The 17424-nt window shown below is 60.7% G+C and carries 16 protein-coding genes; 7 read left to right on the top strand and 9 right to left on the bottom strand.

The genetic code is table 11. From position 1 onward, the window contains the following. Positions 1–39: 39 nt before the first annotated feature. The 4 genes from AC3FLX_RS21735 to AC3FLX_RS21720 all read right to left on the bottom strand — a co-directional run bounded on the left by AC3FLX_RS21735 (position 40) and on the right by AC3FLX_RS21720 (position 2384). A protein-coding gene (locus AC3FLX_RS21735) for an IS3 family transposase (RefSeq protein ID WP_488696234.1) occupies positions 40–1127 on the bottom strand; the annotation gives its coding sequence in 2 pieces (ribosomal slippage) (positions 40–875 and positions 875–1127; 1089 coding nt in all). Positions 1128–1181: 54 nt separating this feature from the next. Further along, entirely contained in the window at positions 1182–1370 is a 189-nt protein-coding gene (locus tag AC3FLX_RS21730; protein ID WP_488699383.1) for a hypothetical protein, read from the bottom strand. Between the two features lie 37 nt (positions 1371–1407). Continuing rightward, positions 1408–1770 carry a GPW/gp25 family protein gene (locus AC3FLX_RS21725; RefSeq protein ID WP_488699382.1) on the bottom strand — a complete coding sequence of 121 codons (363 nt, stop codon included), beginning with the start codon at positions 1768–1770 and terminating at the stop codon, positions 1408–1410. Then, positions 1767–2384, bottom strand: coding sequence for a phage baseplate assembly protein V (locus AC3FLX_RS21720; protein WP_488699381.1), 618 nt, complete (start codon positions 2382–2384; stop codon positions 1767–1769). Before AC3FLX_RS21720 ends, AC3FLX_RS21725 begins: the two co-directional genes overlap by 4 nt. 486 nt (positions 2385–2870) lie before the next feature. On the opposite strand from AC3FLX_RS21720, the gene AC3FLX_RS21715 reads away from it, so the two are divergent. Beyond that, positions 2871–3686: a pentapeptide repeat-containing protein gene (locus AC3FLX_RS21715; protein WP_488699380.1), complete on the top strand. Its 816-nt coding sequence runs from the start codon at positions 2871–2873 to the stop codon at positions 3684–3686. Between the two features lie 283 nt (positions 3687–3969). On the opposite strand, the gene AC3FLX_RS21710 is transcribed toward AC3FLX_RS21715, so the two are convergent. The 4 genes from AC3FLX_RS21710 to AC3FLX_RS21695 form a co-directional block, all read right to left on the bottom strand. Continuing rightward, positions 3970–4422, bottom strand: a complete 453-nt coding sequence (locus AC3FLX_RS21710) for a phage virion morphogenesis protein (RefSeq protein WP_488699379.1) — start codon at positions 4420–4422, stop codon at positions 3970–3972. 263 nt (positions 4423–4685) lie between these two features. Next, the gene (locus AC3FLX_RS21705; protein WP_488699378.1) at positions 4686–5342 is read right to left on the bottom strand and encodes an SOS response-associated peptidase; all 657 of its coding nucleotides are present in this window, start codon (positions 5340–5342) and stop codon (positions 4686–4688) included. A gap of 126 nt (positions 5343–5468) precedes the next feature. Next, positions 5469–6818 (bottom strand): DUF1254 domain-containing protein, encoded by a 1350-nt coding sequence (locus tag AC3FLX_RS21700; protein WP_488699377.1) that lies wholly within the window; start codon positions 6816–6818, stop codon positions 5469–5471. A gap of 361 nt (positions 6819–7179) precedes the next feature. After that, positions 7180–7908: a GntR family transcriptional regulator gene (locus AC3FLX_RS21695; protein ID WP_488699376.1), complete on the bottom strand. Its 729-nt coding sequence runs from the start codon at positions 7906–7908 to the stop codon at positions 7180–7182. Between the two features lie 229 nt (positions 7909–8137). On the opposite strand from AC3FLX_RS21695, the gene AC3FLX_RS21690 reads away from it, so the two are divergent. The 6 genes from AC3FLX_RS21690 to AC3FLX_RS21665 all read left to right on the top strand — a co-directional run bounded on the left by AC3FLX_RS21690 (position 8138) and on the right by AC3FLX_RS21665 (position 15512). Next, positions 8138–9457: an NAD(P)/FAD-dependent oxidoreductase gene (locus AC3FLX_RS21690; RefSeq protein WP_488699375.1), complete on the top strand. Its 1320-nt coding sequence runs from the start codon at positions 8138–8140 to the stop codon at positions 9455–9457. A gap of 92 nt (positions 9458–9549) precedes the next feature. Continuing rightward, positions 9550–10878, top strand: a complete 1329-nt coding sequence (locus AC3FLX_RS21685) for an MFS transporter (RefSeq protein WP_488699374.1) — start codon at positions 9550–9552, stop codon at positions 10876–10878. Positions 10879–10925: 47 nt separating this feature from the next. After that, positions 10926–11834: a dihydrodipicolinate synthase family protein gene (locus AC3FLX_RS21680; RefSeq protein ID WP_488699373.1), complete on the top strand. Its 909-nt coding sequence runs from the start codon at positions 10926–10928 to the stop codon at positions 11832–11834. Further along, positions 11834–13336 (top strand): aldehyde dehydrogenase, encoded by a 1503-nt coding sequence (locus tag AC3FLX_RS21675; protein ID WP_488699372.1) that lies wholly within the window; start codon positions 11834–11836, stop codon positions 13334–13336. Before AC3FLX_RS21680 ends, AC3FLX_RS21675 begins: the two co-directional genes overlap by 1 nt. Positions 13337–13375: 39 nt before the next feature. Next, the gene (gene yddG, locus AC3FLX_RS21670; protein WP_488699371.1) at positions 13376–14308 is read left to right on the top strand and encodes an aromatic amino acid DMT transporter YddG; all 933 of its coding nucleotides are present in this window, start codon (positions 13376–13378) and stop codon (positions 14306–14308) included. A gap of 40 nt (positions 14309–14348) precedes the next feature. Beyond that, positions 14349–15512, top strand: coding sequence for a porin (locus AC3FLX_RS21665; RefSeq protein WP_488699370.1), 1164 nt, complete (start codon positions 14349–14351; stop codon positions 15510–15512). A 54-nt stretch (positions 15513–15566) separates the two neighbouring features. Here AC3FLX_RS21665 and AC3FLX_RS21660 read toward each other — a convergent pair whose 3' ends face one another. Then, positions 15567–17270, bottom strand: coding sequence for a DUF1254 domain-containing protein (locus AC3FLX_RS21660; protein ID WP_488699369.1), 1704 nt, complete (start codon positions 17268–17270; stop codon positions 15567–15569). Positions 17271–17424 lie beyond the last annotated feature (154 nt).

Below are 17424 nucleotides of genomic sequence, written 5' to 3'. Positions count from 1 at the left end.
GGTATTCCCCCCATTTCTAGCGGTCGCTGGAAGTAGAGGCTAGGCCATGATGGCCGATCGTTGTTTCGGGGTAATGCCACCGAGCGCCATATTGGGGCGTTCGTGATTGTAAGACCATAGCCATTTTGTCGCGTAGTCCTGGACTTCGGCGACGGTCTCGAACAGGTAATGCGCCAGCCAGTCATACCGCACAGTCCGGTTGTACCGCTCGATATAGGCGTTCTGTTGAGGCTTGCCTGGCTGGATGAACTGCAACCTGATTCCCCGCTTGCGGGCCCAGTTCTTCAATGCTTCGCTGACATACTCCGGGCCGTTGTCACACCGAATCGCCTGCGGCGGCCCTCGCCACTCGATGACCTGATCCAGAGCGCGGATCACTCGCGGTGATGGCAGCGAGAAGTCCACGTCGATGCACAGGCCTTCCCGGTTGAAGTCGTCGATGACATTGAACAGCCGAATGCTGCGGCCGTCGGCCAACTGGTCGTGCATGAAGTCCATCGACCAGCTTTCATTCAACGTCAATGGCACCGCCAACGGTTCGGGCTGCTCACGCACCAGCCGCTTGCGGGGCTTGATGCGCAGGTTCAACTCCAACTGCCGGTAGATACGATAGACGCGTTTGTGATTCCAGCCAAAGCCTTTGACGTTGCGCAGGTACAGGAAGCACAGACCGAACCCCCAGTTGCGCTGGTTGTGGGTCAGCTTGACCAGCCAATCGGCGATGACGTCATTCTCCGTCGAGCTCTTGGCCTGATACCGATAGCACGTCTCGCTCACGCCAAAGGCAGCGCAGGCCGTCTTGACCGTCAGGGCGCGTTCTCGCACGGCACGCATGGCCATCTCACGTCGGTGAGATGGCCTTACCACTTTTTTTCGATGGCTTCCTTCAGGACATCGGCCTTCAGGCGTTCCTCGGCATACATCTTCTTGAGGCGGGCGTTCTCGGCTTCCAATTCCTTCATCCGTGTCATCAGCGCCGCATCCATGCCGCCATATTTGGCCCGCCATTTGTAAAAGCTAGCGTTGCTCATGCCGTGCTCCCGGCATAGCTCCGGAACCGGTGTGCCGGCTTCGGCCTGCTTCAAGATGGCGATGATCTGGCTGTCCGTGAATCGGGAGGTCTTCATGCAAATTTCCTAAGGTACCGCTGATAGAAAATTCTACTTCCCGCGACGCTTACTTTACGGGGGGAATACCCGTTGGCGCAGCACGACCTCACCGTATGCGTTCTCCTGGATCAGCTTTACTACGGGCTCGGATTCCAGTTCCAGCGTGCGCGCTACGGCGTTCTGCTGGTGAGTGGGGAAGTAGCTCACATAGCGCGCTTTCCGCTCGTCGACGATGGCCTCAAAGTCGATAGGTTCGACCACGAGCGGAGGGGGGGGCGGGACAAATCGATCGGGGTGGTCATTGCCGGGGTTCCTGCAGTGGGATGGAGAACCTGTCGGGTCCGCTGGCGCGCGCCCCATCGACCCGGTCGGCATCGATCTCGACGGTCATCCTGCCTTTGGCATCGATACCAAACGAGGCGGCATGGACCCGCACCCGGGGTTCCCACCGGACGACGGCGGCCACGGACGCCGACATGACGCGCAGCCGCGTGATGGGGTTCAGCGGCTGGTCAATGAGCATGGGTACTTCAGAACCATAGCGGCGGCGCATCACGCGCGAGCCAATAGGCGTGGTCAGGATGTCGCGGATCGATTGAAGGATGTGCGCGAAGCCGGTGATGGCGCGGCCGGTGAGGCTGTTCAGGCCGAGGTAGGTCATTTCGGGCCGTCCGTCGAATCGCCGCCACGCCGCACGCCGCCGTGTTGGTGGGTGTCGAGCACCACGTCGTTGGAGGACAGCTTGCCGCCCCGGTGGACGAAGTCGCCTGAGATGGTGTTGCCGTGATCGCCACCCCGGCCGGCGATGCCGTTCTGGTAAGAGAACAGCCCCCTCACGGTAACGTCGCCGTCGAATGTGGTGTCGGGACACTTGACCAGCACGCTGGTCGCGGCTTCGACGATGACCTTCCGGATGCCTGTGATCGATAGGGTGCCGTTGGCGTGGTTGTAGATCGTCGTGGCGCCGTCCGGGTACTGCGTTACCGTTTCGGTCGGGCTATGGCTCGGTGTGTCGATGCCGTCGGACGGGATGCCGCACAGGATCACACCATTGCGCAGTTCACCGCTGGGGCAGAGGAGCAATACCTGCTCGCCGATGCTCGGCGGGCACCAGGTGCGCGTCTGACCGGCGCGGCGCTCGATCCAAGGGAGCCAGTCGGTGGTGATGCCGCCGGTCTTGACGCGGACACGGGGCGGCTTGGCGTGCTGCACGTCGGCGACGGTGCCGAGGCGCAGTAGGTTCTCAAGAAGGCGGAGGAGTTCGGCGGAAGGCATGACCGCCAGCGTGCCTCAGGCGCGCGGGGAGGTCATTTGGTGGCTGTTGTGCGCGTCAGGCGAACAACAAGGGCGTTCTATACGAAGTCAAGTAAGCGCTTTGTTTGTGCTTAGTTTGGAAATGAGGCAGACAGCGGTAATGAAACAAGGCGAATTCAATCGTTAGCTTTGCCGCTCAGGGAGGGGGTACATCTTTCGCGTTGGGGCAACCCAGCTAAGGAGGGGTCATTCTCAGTCGCTCGATGGCCGTAGATTTTCCGTGAAGGAAAAGTTGAGTCGGTGGGTGTGCGAGCGAATATTAGTCGTGAGTTGACCATCGACTTCGCGATATGGGTATTCTAGTTTTTTGCAAACGGTGTGATTCTTCGTGGAATCAGGGCCAAATAAAGAGGTGAAGATAGTATGACAGAAGAGTCTTAAATATCTTTGGGGGTGCACCAAGCTAGGTGTGGATTTGATACGGATGGTAGAACTAATATTTATTATATGGAAAGATTGTCGCTGCTTTTGAAGATTTTTCTGTTGTTAATTGTCGCGGTGGTGGTCGCGACAGTTCTTTATCAAGAATTGCCTTTGTATTTTGAATATTCTTTGTGGGGGCAAGATTCATTTTATTCTGGCATCATCACGAACTTTTATAATAGCGTGATAGATTTCTTTATATTCACCATTATTTTGATGGTGGTATTTAATGGGTATGAGAATAGGGATAAGATTCGGCGCTACAAAGAGAATATTGATGACTGTAGATTTTTCTATTCTGAGGATGCTGCATTTAGAAATGCCGGCAACATCAGAAGGTTGCAGGAAATGAAGGTGTTCTCCTTGGACTTATCTAAGGTGTCGCTTATTAACACTAAGCTAAAGAAAATAGAATTGTCCGATTGTCGAGTGATGGGTTCGGATTTAACGGCCTCAAATTTCGACGGGTCGAGCTTTTCGAAATGCGATTTTAAAGGTGTGCAAGCTCAAAGATCATCATTCAACACAGTTGCAATCAATGATTGTAATTTCAAATATCTTGATTTTTGTGGGGCGCAGATGACGAGTGCAAAAATCAAAAGCTCAAGCTTTAATAAAGCTAAATTGCAGAATGCGCGATTTAGAGCGACCGTCTTCGAAGACTGCGAGTTCTTCGATGCCGTGATGGAGGGTTGTGATTTTGAGCGCGCAGATCTGCGAGGGGCGCGCGGATTGACAGTCGAGCAGCTTTTGGCTTGCGCTAACATCAAATATGCGAAAGTGGATTCACACTTGAAAGCGCAAATAGATGCGATAGACCCAAAGCTGTTGACGAAATGAACAAATAATCTGGGTAAAGCACACTGCCAGCAATGTGCTTTACCCAGAGGGGAATCGAACCCCAAGCACCAAGTAAATTGATACTGAATCAGCCGAAGCTGAAACCGCCCATGCGTCCGAGTGTGAGAGCATTCTAATGGCCGATGAAGCAGTCAGTCAAGGTGCTCCAATTTTCTTTCGGCGTGTCATCTACACAGCCCCCCTGCGCACTCAATCCTCATGGACCTGGCTTCGAGTCGCTGCTCCGCAGGAAGGACTGCATGTTGAGTGTACGGCGCCATACTTACTTGTCGCCGGTCCAGCTTAGCGAGACATCCACCAACCGCCTTACATCCCCCTCCCCAAATCCCAACAACTCCCGCCGCGCATACTCCACCTCCATCCCGCCCCGATTCACCCGATCCCGCAGCCCAAACTGGTGAACCGCCGCTATCCGCCGGACGCCGCCGGCGAACTCCACTACCGCGCTGTCCGGCCCCGCCTGCACCTTCAAGAACCTCGTCGTCCGCAGCTTGGCAAACATCATTCGCCTGACGCGGCCGGCCTTCGCCCGTAGGCGTGGCTTGCGCGGCTCGTAGGCCGTGCCGTCCGGGTTGCGTTGCTCAGCGATGCGGGCGGACTGGCGACGGCGTAGCTCGGTCGCCACGGCGCGCATTAGCTTGCGGCGTTGGCCGGGCTTGAGCTGCTGTAGAAAGCCGCTGGCCCAGGCTGCGAGTTCGTCCAGGTCGGCGGTCACGGAGTGGGAAATTTCCAGCCGGCGGGGTCGTCGTAGGGGTCCGGCGGCTCCGCGGCGTGGTTGATGGCGTAGCGGGTGCCGTCGAACCTGCCTATGGCGTTGATTTAGCAAGAGGAGCGAGTCCCCTCCCGCGCACCAACTAATCTTTTTGTTGAGTAACCGCAACTTCTACACTCCACACCATTCAACGGCACTTAACGCCGTAAAGCCAGACCCAGTAACGGTTGGCGAGTGTTTTCCCTATCTCAGGATCAATGCCTAGATCAGCCGTCGCCAGCCTGCGCAGCGGTTTTGGCTGGCGGGACTGGCGCCGCTTCCGCGACCATCGCGTCGCTCGGATATAGCCGCAGGATGCTGCGCGCCAACTCCGAGTTGCGACATTCCAGCCAATCGTCCCAATCCTCGCGCGGCAAAACCACGATGCCGCGCTTTTCGTCACCTGGTTTGTGAAAACGTCGCATCAGCGGGTGTGCGTCGGCATTGAGCGTTGGCATCGTGAACGACGTAGCGCCGTCTGGCCACTCGCGCCACAGGCCGGCGATGGCAAACGGCTCGCCCCCTGGTAGTCCGATGCGCCAACGCACCGCCTTGCCTGTCTCCCAGTTCGGCTCGAAGAACCCCGTCGCAGGTATCAGGCACAGCTGACCAGCCTTCCAGTACTTGGCGAATGAACTCAGCTTCCCGATGGTCTCCATCCGCGCATTGGCTGTGGGGTAGTACCGCACACCAGGCGGAATCGTCCGCTTTGGAACCATGCTGAATGAGCCGAGAACCGCCTCGCGGCCACCATCTGGGGTGGAGCGGATGATTGGCGCGGCATAGTCCGGCCACGCCTCTGCCTTCCACTCGCCGGGCGGTGGCTCAACGCCAAATATGTCACGCAGAACTTGTCGCTGGACTGGGGCATAGTTCACGCACATTGGTTCGTCTCCCATGCGGGGTGAGCAATGGTACGGCGTGCCTCGTATCCCACTCGTCCTGATGCAGACGAATACTGGCGTCGGCAAGATGGGAGGGGCGCTTGTTCGCCCCTCATGCCCAGCGCACTATTCGACGGCTTTCACCGGCGGTGGATTCCACTGGCCCGTAATGACCTGAGGCTTGGGTGCATACAGGCGTAGCGTCAGTCCGAGTTTGCCGGATTTCGGAGCGGGCAGCCAATTCGACGTCTTACCCGACCCAGGGTCATCGCTCTGTATGTAGAGATCCAGCGAACCGTCAGCGTTGTACTTCAACGCATCGCGGTCACCGATTGCGAATCGGTTGAGGGCATTTGCAACCTGGAAGCCTTCCGCGTCGTACATGGTGAGCGACCAGAATGCGTCCACCGGCGGCAGTTCCTCCTTGCTGAAATGCATCACGTAGCGCTTGTCGGCGGTGACAGGCTTGCCGCTGGCATCGCTGACATTCAGCGGATATATCGCGTCTTCCACCTGATTCGCACCCAGACCAACTTGCGCGATGATGGCGCGTTTCAAGTAGTAGTTGCCGTAGACGCCCATCGTGTCTGTATTCATCGACCAGCCGTTGGCAACCCGGGCAATCGAATCTCGCTTTTCGCGCATCATTCGCTGGCCTTCCGCCATAGCTTGAGCGAGGACATCGTTACTGACTTTCGTGGTATCAAACGCCTTGCCTGGCTCCAGACCTATGCGTCGCATGCGGGCGACGATCGACCAGTCGGTCTCGTGCGGCGGGTTCGCCTTCATCAACTCCGCGGCGTACTGAAAGTACTGCGTAGCGGGCATGCCGCCGACCTGTCGAAGCGGCTCGGTCCGGGTGTCCACGGACGGATCAATGCGCTGCTCCAGTTTCGGCGGCGTCTTTCCCCAGCTCGCCAGCGGCGTCAGGCGGAATCCGTCCTGTATCTTGTGGACGGCGGCGTAGTCGGTCGGGCTGTTGGTCTGCGTTCTGCCGATGATCCACGCGAACGTGGTGGGCGAATCGATTCGCCAGACACCCTTGGGCAGCGTGCCGCGCCAGCCCGGTGGCACGATGGCGAAGTCAGCGGCCTGAGTGCCATTGGTACGCTTGCCGGGCACTGCGAAGACGTCCGACCACATGTCCATAATCGGCAGCATGTAATAGCGGCCGCCGGTATCGGCCGTCGACAGCACGATTGGCCCCTTGCTCAGGTCAAGCCACGCCGAGGAATACAAGGTGTCGAAGTTTGGCCGAACCACGCTGCGCATGTCGGCGGTGGGGAACGCACGAACGTGCCTGAATGAGTTGGCCGGGCCGCCGAACGGGCTGACCTTGGGGTCCAGGTTGACGAGCTGCTTGCGTGTGACATCCATCACCACCAGTGGATAGAAATAGATGTAGGCCTCTCGGGCAATTTCCCGCAGATCCTCGGCATCGCCTTGCGCAGCGGACGCATGATTTACCGGAAGCATAGTGACAGCCGAAACTGCCAGGATGGCACTCAGCCATGTTCGGAAACGCTCTCTCATTTTTCTCTCGCTTAGAGTCGGGAAGCAGGATGCGACCGGAGAGATTGTCGGGCTAGAGCGATGCGGCGTTCGAACCTGCGAAAACTTTCATATCCTCGATAAGGACGGCTTAATACAAGAGCGTCGCCGCAGGGGGGACCAGCCGACAGACTTCGATTGGGAAGCTGCCAGCTAGTCGCCGCCAAGCACTAAGTTGATCGGCGTCGCAGTGATAAGGCGGTGCGGTATCGAGAGCGCAGACAATACATAGCCGAGGCGGGATCAAAAGAAAGCCCGCGTGAGGGACGTCTCGACGCTCCAGAAATCACAGGACGAGCGCGACATCCACGCCCACGGGTGCTACGTACTCTGTCATGCGGCGGCGCGACAGGTCCATATGGGCCCGCACGATGTCGCCCGCCGCCTCTGCATCGTGGCGCGCAATGGCATCGATGATCTCGTCGTGCTGGTCGGCTGCCTTGCCCAGATCCAGTTCCATATCGGGGGGCGCGGGATGCCGGTAGAAGATTTTCCCTAGCCGCGCATGGTCGATGAGGATGCGGCGCAGGCTCGGCATCAGGTACGGGTTGTGCGCCATCTTGCCGATCTGCAGGTGAAACTGGTCGTTGTTGAGGACGCGATTTTCCACGTCGTTGTTTTCGATGGCTTCGCGGAACCGCCTCTGGATGTCCTTCAATTCCTCGATTTCGCGCGCCGTCGCGTTCGTCGCGGCCAGTTGCGTGGTCGCAATGTAGATCATCGGCGCCGCCAGGAAGAAATTCCGCAGCGACTGATGGTTCATTGACGACACGCGCGCCGCCCGGTTGGCTTCCAGCTCGATATAGCCCTCGGCCGCCATCTGCCGCATCAGCTCGCGCACGGGCGGGCGTGACAGGCCAAATTCCTCGCTTAGCGCCAGTTCGTCCACGACCGCACCTGGTGCCATTTCCATGCTGACGATCCGGCGTCGCAGTGCTTCCGCCAGCAGCGCCTTGCGATCCACCGAAACGTCAGACGTTGGCGCGTCGTCCGCACCAGCCTTGGTTCTTGCCATTTGAGACCCCTGTCTATCAATCGTAGACATTCTATGGCATTGCGGTCGCTCGATCGTTCATTCCCGCCAAAAAGTGAACTGAACAACATATTCAGCGATTGTGCCTGCCCAAGCGTAAACCCTCATAGCCGTTTGTCTATCGTATAAATATTCTGTGTCTACAAATGATAGACACAAAAACCGGGGCAGCCAGGAACGATGGCAAAGCTGCTCCGGAAGTGAGGGCGACATGACCAAAGTAACTTCGACACCGGCCGACGATTCCACCTGCGGCTGGTTTCACCTGAGCCGGGCGCGCAAGCCGATGCCTGCCCATTCCGGCAAGACCACCGCGCGCTGGGTGATCATCGGCGCGGGTTTCACCGGCCTGGCAGCGGCCCGCCAACTAGCACAGCGCTTCCCGAGCGACACCGTGGTACTGGTGGAAGCCCAGGAAGTCGGCTTCGGCTCGTCCGGCCGGAATGCTGGCTTTGCGATCGACTTGCCGCACGACATCGGCGCCGACGACTACATCGGCGACATCACCACGGCGCGGCACTGTATGAACCTGAACCTGACCGGTCAGCGGATACTCAAGGCGCTGGTCGACCAGTACCGAATCGATTGCCAGTTCCGGGCGTCCGGCAAGTACCAGGCGGCGATCGAGGATCGGGGCATCGCGGTGCTGGACGCCTATCGCCGCGGCTTGGACAAGCTGGGCCAGCCGTACGACATGATCGAAGGGGCAGACCTGCCGGATCACATCGGCACGTCGTTTTACCGGCGCGCGCTGTTCACGCCGGGTACGGCGCTGATCCAGCCGGCGGCGCTGGTGAAAGGGCTGGCGGACAGCCTGCCGCCGAACGTGGAGCTGTACGAGCACACCGCGATCACCGATGTGGAGTACGGCGACAAGATCGTGCTCACTCATCGCGATGGCAGCATCTCGGCCGACACGCTGATCCTGACCAACAACGCCTTCGGCCAGCGCTTTGGCTTCCTGCGCGGCACGATGCTGCCGGTCTTCACCTATGCCAGCCTGACCCGCCCGCTGACGCTGGCCGAGCAGGTCCAACTGGGCGGCAAGGAATTCTGGGGCCTGATCCCCGCCGACCCGTACGGCACCACGCTGCGCCGCACCCACGACAACCGCATCCTGGTCCGCAACAGCTTCAGCTACAACCCGGACGGTCGCAGCAATCCCAAGTATCTGGAGCGTTTTGTTCATACGCACAGGGAGTCGTTCGCGCGGCGTTTCCCGATGCTGCCCGGCGTGGAATTCGAATACACGTGGGGCGGATCTCTGGCGCTGTCGCGCAACCACATGGGCCACTTCGGCCAACTCGCCCCGAACGTCTACGGCGCGCTGTGCTGCAACGGGCTGGGCATCACGCGTGGCACGGTCACGGGTCATCTGCTGGCCGAACACCTGGCCGGCGAACGCAACGAACTGATCGACTTCCTGCTGTCGTCGCCGGGTCCGAACCGCAATCTGCCTGAGCCGATCCTGTCGATGGGCGTCAACGCCAACCTCTGGCTCGGCCAGCGCCGGGCGGGCAGGGAGGTCTGAACACGCAGGCGGGCGGCAGCGCCGCACCGAACCTTATGAATGCCAGGCCCAAAGCAGGTCTGAGCAATACACGGTCAACCAGGAGACAAACGGTGGCAAACAATGTGTCAATCGAGGACGTTCCTCTTAACAACTTTCATCAACTGCTATGCATCCGTTCGGGCGGAGGCTGGCTGCTGGACGGCTATGTGCTGAGCATCATCGGCGTGGCTATGGTGCCGCTGGCCGCGGCGCTGGGGCTGAGCAGCTTCTGGCAGGGCATGGTGGCGGCATCCGCGCTGATCGGCATTTTCTGCGGCGGATTTCTCGGCGGCCTGCTGACCTGCCGGCTGGGCCGCAAGAAGCTGTATTTCGTGGGGCCGACGATTTTCGTGCTGTGCTCGCTGCTCCAGTACTGGGCCACTTCCGGGGCGGAACTGTTTTTCATGCGCTTCCTGATCGGCATCGGCGTTGGATTTGAGTACCCGGTGGCCGGCGCGTTGCTGGTCGAGTTCCTGCCGAAGAAGTATCGCGGCCCCCGGCTGGCGATGCTGACCATCCTGTGGTTCGCCGGTGCCGCACTGGCCTATGTCGTCGGCAACGCGCTGCTGGGCTCCGGACGCGCCGATGCCTGGCGCCTGGTGCTGGCCAGCCCGGCAATCATTGGCGTGGTGCTGCTGGTCATCCGCATGGGAACGCCGGAGTCGCCGCGCTGGCTGTTGAGCAAGGGCAGGGCGTCGGAGGCCGAGCGCATCATCCGCAAGGTCTACGGTCCCACGTTCTCGCTGCGTAACCTGCCCGAGCAGGCGGCCGAGAAGAAGGTGTCGCTGCTGGCGCTGCTGCACTCGGGCTACGGCAAGCGCATGTTGTTTGTCTCGGTGTTCTGGAGCTGCTCGGTCATTCCGGTCTTCGCCGTCTACGCCTTCGCCCCCACAGTGCTGCAGGCGCTGAACCTGAAGGGCGAATGGGCATCGCTTGGCTCGGTGGCCATCACCTTGCTGTTCGTGGTCGGCTGCATCATTGCGACTCGCCTGATCAATGTCATCGGCCGCCGCAGCATGCTGATCCACAGCTTCCTGTGGTCGGGCCTGGCCCTGCTGGGCCTGGGCGCCTGTTCTGACGGCAACCAGATGCTGGTGCTTGTGCTGTTCGGCGCCTATGCGCTGTTCATCGGCGGTGCGCAGGTGCTGCAGCTTGTGTACCCCAACGAGTTGTTCCCGACGGAAATCCGCTCGGCCGCGGTGGGCCTCGGTGCTTCGCTGTCACGAGTGGGGGCGGCCATCGGCACCTGGCTTGTGCCGATCTCGCTGCAGACCATCGGCATCGGCCACACGATGTACGCCGCAGCCGGCGTCACGCTGGTGGGCCTGCTGGTCTCGCTGCTGCTGGCCCCCGAGACCCGTTCGCTCAGTCTCCAGGAGGCGGCCTCGCTGAGCCGCTAACCGTCCCTTATCCCCTTTTCTGAATTCCTGAAGTAACGGAGAGCATCATGAAGTTCGAAGGCATCTATACGCCGGCCATCACGCCGCTGACCCCGGAAGGCAAGATCGACAACGCCGCGTTCGGCGACGTGCTGGAGTCGCTGATCGAAGCCGGTGTGCACGGCATCATCATCGGCGGGTCCACCGGCGAATACTATGCGCACACCACGGAAGAACGCCTGGCTCTGGCTTCCCTCGCCAAGGAAGTGATCGGCACCCGCGTGCCGCTGATCATCGGCACCGGTGCCGTGCGCACCGAGGATTCGGTCGAGTATGCCAAGGGTGCCAAGGCCATCAAGGCGGACGCTATCCTGGTCGGCTCGCCGCCCTATGCGCTGCCGACCGAAGCCGAGAATGCCATACACGCGCTGACCGTGGACAAGGCGGCCGGCCTGCCGATCATGCTCTACAACTATCCGGGCCGCATGAGCGTGTCGATGGGGCGCGAGTTCTTCCGCACGGTCACGTCGGCGTCGAAGAACTTCGTCGCGATCAAGGAAAGCTCGGGTCAGACGTCGCAACTGCATATGCTGGCCACCGAGTTCCACGACATCGACATCTCGTGCGGCTGGGACGACCAGGCGCTGGAGTTCTTTGCCTGGGGCGCTCGTAGCTGGGTGTGCGCCGGCTCCAACTTCATCCCGCGCGAACATATCGCGCTGTACGAAGCCTGCGTGATCGAGAAGAACTTCGACAAGGGCCGCCGCATCATGTCGGCCATGATGCCGCTGATGGACTTCCTCGAAGGTGGCAAGTTCGTGCAGTCGATCAAGCATGGCTGCACCGTTGCCGGATTGAAGGCTGGCGGCGTCCGTGCTCCGCTGCAGGATCTCGACGACGCGGACAAGCGGCGCTTGCAGGCGATCATCGCCGAACTCAAGCGCGTAGTGGCCACCATCGTCGAGGAGAAGGCGTAATGACCCAGCTGCTGACTGCTGTCGAGTACGCCGCCATTGCGGACAAGATCACGCTGCCGACGCAGGCTTTCATCGACGGAAAGTTTGTTCGCGCGGTGTCGGGCAAGACCTTCCAGACCACCAACCCGGCAACGGGCCAGGTGCTGACCGAGATTGCCGCCTGCGATGCACGTGACGTGGATATCGCCGTGGCCAAGGCCAGCGCCGCCTTTGAGGACGGTCGCTGGCACCGCCAGTCGCCGGGGCAACGCAAGGCTGTGCTGCTGAAGTTCGCGGACCTGCTGGAAGCGCATGCCCACGAGCTGGCCGTCATGGAGAGCCTGGATAGCGGCAAGCCGGTCCGCGAGTGCCAGAACACCGACGTTCCAGAGACCATCCATACGATCCGCTGGCATGCCGAACTGATCGACAAGATCTACGACAGCACGGCACCCGTGGGCTCCGCCGCGCTGTCGCTGGTGGTGCGCGAGCCGATCGGTGTAGTCGGCCTGGTGTTGCCGTGGAACTTCCCGCTGCTGATGCTGGCGTGGAAGATCGGCCCGTCGTTGGCGGCCGGATGCTCGATCGTGGTCAAGCCGGCCAAGGAAACCACGCTGACCGCGCTGCGCGTGGCGGAGCTGGCCCATCAGGCTGGCGTGCCGGCCGGCGTATTCAACGTGCTGCCTGGCGGCGGCAAGGAAGTTGGCGAGCCACTTGGCATGCATATGGACGTGTCGATGGTGAGCTTCACGGGCTCCACCGCTACCGGCCGGCTGTTCCTGAAGTACGCGGCGGAATCGAACCTGAAACGCATCGTGCTGGAATGCGGCGGCAAGAACCCTGCCGTGGTGATGAGGGACGTCGAGGACATCGATGCCGTGGCGCAGCATGTGGTGAACGGTGCGTTCTGGAACATGGGCGAGAACTGTTCAGCGTCGTCGCGGCTGATCGTTCATGCCGATGTCAAGGACGAACTGCTGGCTCGCATCGGCGTGCACATGCGTGACTGGAAGATGGGCGATCCGCTCGATCCCGAGCACCGCATTGGCTCGCTAGTCAGTGAGGCGCATTTCCAGAAGGTGCGCTCGTATATCGAGCAGGCCGACGCCGAGAACCTGCGCGTGGCATTTGGCGGCGGTACGAAAGGCGAATCGTTTGTCGAGCCCACCGTGGTCGATGGCGTACCTGCCGAAAGCCGGCTGTTCCGCGAGGAAATCTTCGGGCCGATCCTGTCGGTGACGACCTTTGCCGATACCGATGAAGCCATCGCATTGGCGAACGATTCCGTGTACGGCCTGGCGGCATCGGTCTACACCAGCAACCTGAACCACGCGATCCGGCTGTCGCGCGAGATCCGCGCAGGGGTGGTTACCGTGAACTGCTTCGGCGAGGGGGACATCACCACCCCATTCGGCGGCTACAAGGAGTCTGGCTTCGGCGGCCGCGACAAGTCGATCTGGGCGCACGACCAGTACACCGAGATCAAGACGATCTGGATTGATGTGCCCGCTGCGGCCAGCTAATCGACAGCGCTTTACGTTCCTCACGACGGTTTGACCCACATGGCAGTCATGCAAAGAAAACAGGCAACGCTGATCGGCTTGGTCGCGGTGCTCCTCTGGAGTTCCATTGTTGGCCTGATTCGCGGCGTCAGCGAGAGCTTCGGCGCCACGGGCGGGGCTGCCCTGATGTACTCGGTGGCCTCCGTGCTGCTCTGGATCTCGGTGGGTCCTGTGCGGCTCAAGGCGCTACCTCCGTCCTACCGCATTTGGGGCAGCCTGCTGTTCGTGTCGTATGAGCTGTGCCTGTCTCTGTCGATTGGCTACGCCAACACGGGCCGGCAGGCCATCGAAGTGGGCATGGTCAATTACCTGTGGCCGACGTTCACGATGCTGGCCGCGATCCTGTTCAACCGTCAGCGGGCCAACTGGCTGATCGTGCCCGGCTTTCTGGTGGCGATTCTGGGTATCACGTCGGTACTCGGTGGCGACCAGGGGCTGGACATTTCCAGTATGGCGGCCAACGTGCGCGACAACCCGCTGAGCTATGGCCTGGCGTTTGCTGGCGCGGTGATCTGGGCCGGCTACTGCACGGTGACCGCGCGCATTGCGCAGGGCAAGAACGGCGTCACGCTGTTCTTCATTCTGACCGCGCTGACGCTGTGGGCGAAGTTCCTGTTCACGGGTGGCGAGATGATGGGTTTCAGCGCCGGCGGCTTGATCTACCTGGCGCTGGCGGCCTGCGCGATGGGCTTTGGGTATGCCGCGTGGAACGTCGGCATCCTGCACGGCAACGTCACGGTGCTGGCCGGGGCGTCGTATTTCATACCCGTGCTGTCGGCGGCGCTGGCCGCCGCATTGCTGCATGCGCCGTTGTCCTTTGCATTCTGGAAAGGCGCGGCGATGGTTGTCGCGGGGTCCATCCTTTGCTGGCTGGCCACCCGGGGCAAGGGCGAGCGGGCTGCACCAGCAACGGGGTCAAGTCAGACGACCTAGCAAATCCACCCCGGGGCAATGTACCCCAAGGAAAAATCAGATGAAATCGGAGAGAGACAAGCGCGCGCAGTGGCTGTGCATGGCAGCCCTGTGCGCGGGTTCCGCGTCGGCCTCGGCGCAGAGTTCGGTGACGTTGTACGGTGTGCTCGACGAGGGCATCAACTACACCAACAACGTTGGCGGCCATAGTCAGGTGGCAATGGCCAGCGGATTTCCGCACGGCAGCCGCTGGGGCCTCAAGGGCAACGAGGACCTGGGCGGCGGGACCAAGGCGATTTTCCAGCTTGAGAACGGCTTCGACGTCGACAACGGCCGTGCCTTCCAGGGTGGCGCGCTATTCGGCAGGCAGGCGTACTTGGGACTGAGCGACGAACGCTGGGGCGCAGTGACGCTGGGGCGCCAGTATGACTCCGTGGTCGACTATCTGGCGCAGACGTCGGCGGGAGGTACTTGGGGTGGCTACATGTTTGCCCATCCCTACGACAACGATAACCTGATCAACACGTTCCGCGTCAACAACACGGTCAAGTACTCCAGCCCCGTGCTGGGCGGCGTAAAGTTCGGCGGCATGTACGGCTTCAGCAACGACACGAAGTTCTCGAACAACCGCGTGTTCAGCGGCGGCGCGCAGTACGCGAGCGGTGGGCTGACATTGGCGGCTGCATACCTGCAGGCAGACAACCCGTCGGCGACGTCCTTTGGCGCAATCAATAATGGCGGAGACCAGAACCTGCCAGGCAGCAAGCTCAGGATCTGGGGCGCGGGCGGCACCTACGAGACCGGCAAGTTCCAGTTCGGCGTTTCGTACGCCAGGACCGATGTGGCAGACCCGCGCAGCTCCGCCTATGTCGGGGATATCACGCCTCCGTCCGGGACGCTCAGCGCGCTACGGTTCGACAACGTCGAGGTGAATATCAAGTACCGACCAGCCCAGCAGTACTGGTTTGGCGCGATGTACGCCTACACCCGCGCCACCTTCGACGCGACATCTGGCAAGCAGCACCCGGTCTATCACTCGGTTGGCCTGATGGCGGATTATCTTCTCTCGAAGCGCACGGACGTCTATCTGCAAACGGTGTACCAGCACGTGGGCGGCGACAAGACCGGCAGCGTGCTGGATGCCGCCTACGTGGTCAGCGCCGCCGGCGTGGCGTCTGGCCGGAATCAGGTGGTGTTCCGGCTGGGGCTTCGGCACTTTTTCTGAGGAATTCTGTGCCGGATTTGATGGGCGGTGTTCGACCATGCCTCCGCGGTGAGGTCAAGCGATCTTGCGAATCGCGGGCGGCTTCCAGGAGCCGTCCAGGATCGGCTGCTTGCCCCAGTACGCGCGGATGTACAGCGAGAAGGCGCCACCAGGTGCGGGCAGCCAGTTAGATTCGCGTTCCGCGCCTGGGGATTTCGCTCCGGCGTAGAGCGTCAGCGAGCCATCGGGATTACGCTTCAACGTTTTGTTCTTCGTGCCGAGCGAATAGCGCTTGTGATCGTTCGGGTGGAACAGGTGCTTGTCGTTGTACAGCGTCAGCGACCAGAAACCGTTGACGGGAGGCTCCTGGCCTGCGGGGAATACGATTTCGTAGGTATTTCCGCCGCTGAGCGCGGCACCCGACGCGTCGAAGTCGGTGTAGAAGTACTGGGTCTCGGTTGGCCTGTTGTCGAACATGTTCGACTTGGCGGTGCCGGTGCGGTCGAAATAGTCGAAGCCCGTCTGCGCGTTGTTGGTCGAACGGTTCCATCCGTTGCCAGCGGGCAGCCCATTGCGGCGCCATTCGAAGAAAGGGTTGATGGCGTCGCGCTCGGTCTCGACTGCCACAGCGTCCAGCGCCTTCTTGATATCCGGATCGCGCTTGGCCACTTCCATCATGGAGCGGAACTGAGCGTACATCGCCTCTTCGCCCGGCAGCGGCGGCACGGTTTCCAGGACTTCACCGAACTGGTCGAAGAATTTTTCCGGGATGACCCATTTGGTTTCGCCGCCCTCTGCGCCATCAGATTTCGGACCCTTGATTTCCGGTGCCTTGGCCCACTCGATGGTCTTCATCTTGCCGTCGAACTGCTTCAGCGGGTAGAAGACCACCTGGTTCAGCAACGGCTGGATCGCCTTGCGATCCTCGGCGGTATCGTTCATGAAGATGCGCGGGATGGCGTTTGCCAGTGTTGTCGGGCAGCGGACGATCTCGGTGATGCCCGCAGGCTTGCTGCCTTTCCAGTTTGGCCCGGCGAGCAGATAAAAGCCGGGCCTGGTCTTATAGGGCTTGCCAACGTGCCCGAACTGATTTGTGCGTGCGTCGTAGAGCGCGTAGACCCAGAACCGGTCACCGAAGTTGGGCACCTGGGCCACAATGGGTTCCTCGTCGAGCGAGAAGAATCCCAGCCCATACACAACGTCCTGATTCGGGCAGGTGACGAAGGTTTCGGCTGGATCGATATAGTCGTGGAGCATGGCCACCTGGCCACGCGGCGCGGCAGGCAGCACGCCATTCAGTAACCCCGGATACGGCGCCTGGGTTATTCGGGCATTCCGATTGAGCATATTGACCATTGGCCAGCCCCACACATAGGCCATACGCGCAATGACCTGCGCGTAGCCGGCGTGCATCGGCAAGCCAGCCGGAGGCTGGACTTCCTTTGCAGCGGCTGACTCCGCCTGGCGCCCCGTGGCCTTTGTATTGCCTTTGGCGTCGGCCGCTGCCGCGATTCCCGGAGCGGTGGACAATGAAGCCAACGTTAGCGGCGTGGCCCCTCCGAGTACCGCGATCAGTCTGCGCGTGACGTTGATGCTCTCTTGGTCTGCCATCGTCAGCCTCTTGTAGTAATGAACGGGACTGGTGTGGCACCTGCCAAAGGGCGAAAACTGCAAGGCGATGGCTTGGAACACGCAGTCAGCATTCAATACTGCACGTCTTCCCGGACGGCCAGAAGTCAAAGATTTTGTGGCTGATGTTGCTGTTTTGGGAGAGCGCATATATACAACCAAATGCTCGCCAATCGCCTGATCTCATGCACTGCAGTGCGGCCGTGTGAGACGCGGCTCAATACGCACGATTCACCTCGGCCACGCCGAACTCCTATCCTCCTGTTCGCAAGATCGACCTGCGTTCTCCTAGAATGGGGAAGCA

It is taken from the genome of Cupriavidus sp. 291-E7 (genome assembly GCF_057798835.1).
The sequence above is the reverse complement of the archived record's forward strand: the minus strand, read 5'-3'. Positions and strand labels throughout refer to the sequence as shown.

What these genes read in the sequence shown, in the direction of transcription:
- AC3FLX_RS21705 (WP_488699378.1), bottom strand. Translation starts at nt 5,342, where the DNA reads ATGTGCGTGAACTATGCCCCAGTCCAGCGACAAGTTCTGCGTGACATA.
- AC3FLX_RS21665 (WP_488699370.1), top strand. Translation starts at nt 14,349, where the DNA reads ATGAAATCGGAGAGAGACAAGCGCGCGCAGTGGCTGTGCATGGCAGCC.
- AC3FLX_RS21675 (WP_488699372.1), top strand. Translation starts at nt 11,834, where the DNA reads ATGACCCAGCTGCTGACTGCTGTCGAGTACGCCGCCATTGCGGACAAG.
- AC3FLX_RS21660 (WP_488699369.1), bottom strand. Translation starts at nt 17,270, where the DNA reads ATGCGCTCTCCCAAAACAGCAACATCAGCCACAAAATCTTTGACTTCT.
- AC3FLX_RS21680 (WP_488699373.1), top strand. Translation starts at nt 10,926, where the DNA reads ATGAAGTTCGAAGGCATCTATACGCCGGCCATCACGCCGCTGACCCCG.
- yddG (WP_488699371.1), top strand. Translation starts at nt 13,376, where the DNA reads ATGGCAGTCATGCAAAGAAAACAGGCAACGCTGATCGGCTTGGTCGCG.
- AC3FLX_RS21720 (WP_488699381.1), bottom strand. Translation starts at nt 2,384, where the DNA reads ATGCCTTCCGCCGAACTCCTCCGCCTTCTTGAGAACCTACTGCGCCTC.
- AC3FLX_RS21715 (WP_488699380.1), top strand. Translation starts at nt 2,871, where the DNA reads ATGGAAAGATTGTCGCTGCTTTTGAAGATTTTTCTGTTGTTAATTGTC.
- AC3FLX_RS21700 (WP_488699377.1), bottom strand. Translation starts at nt 6,818, where the DNA reads ATGCTTCCGGTAAATCATGCGTCCGCTGCGCAAGGCGATGCCGAGGAT.
- AC3FLX_RS21695 (WP_488699376.1), bottom strand. Translation starts at nt 7,908, where the DNA reads ATGGCAAGAACCAAGGCTGGTGCGGACGACGCGCCAACGTCTGACGTT.
- AC3FLX_RS21725 (WP_488699382.1), bottom strand. Translation starts at nt 1,770, where the DNA reads ATGACCTACCTCGGCCTGAACAGCCTCACCGGCCGCGCCATCACCGGC.
- AC3FLX_RS21690 (WP_488699375.1), top strand. Translation starts at nt 8,138, where the DNA reads ATGACCAAAGTAACTTCGACACCGGCCGACGATTCCACCTGCGGCTGG.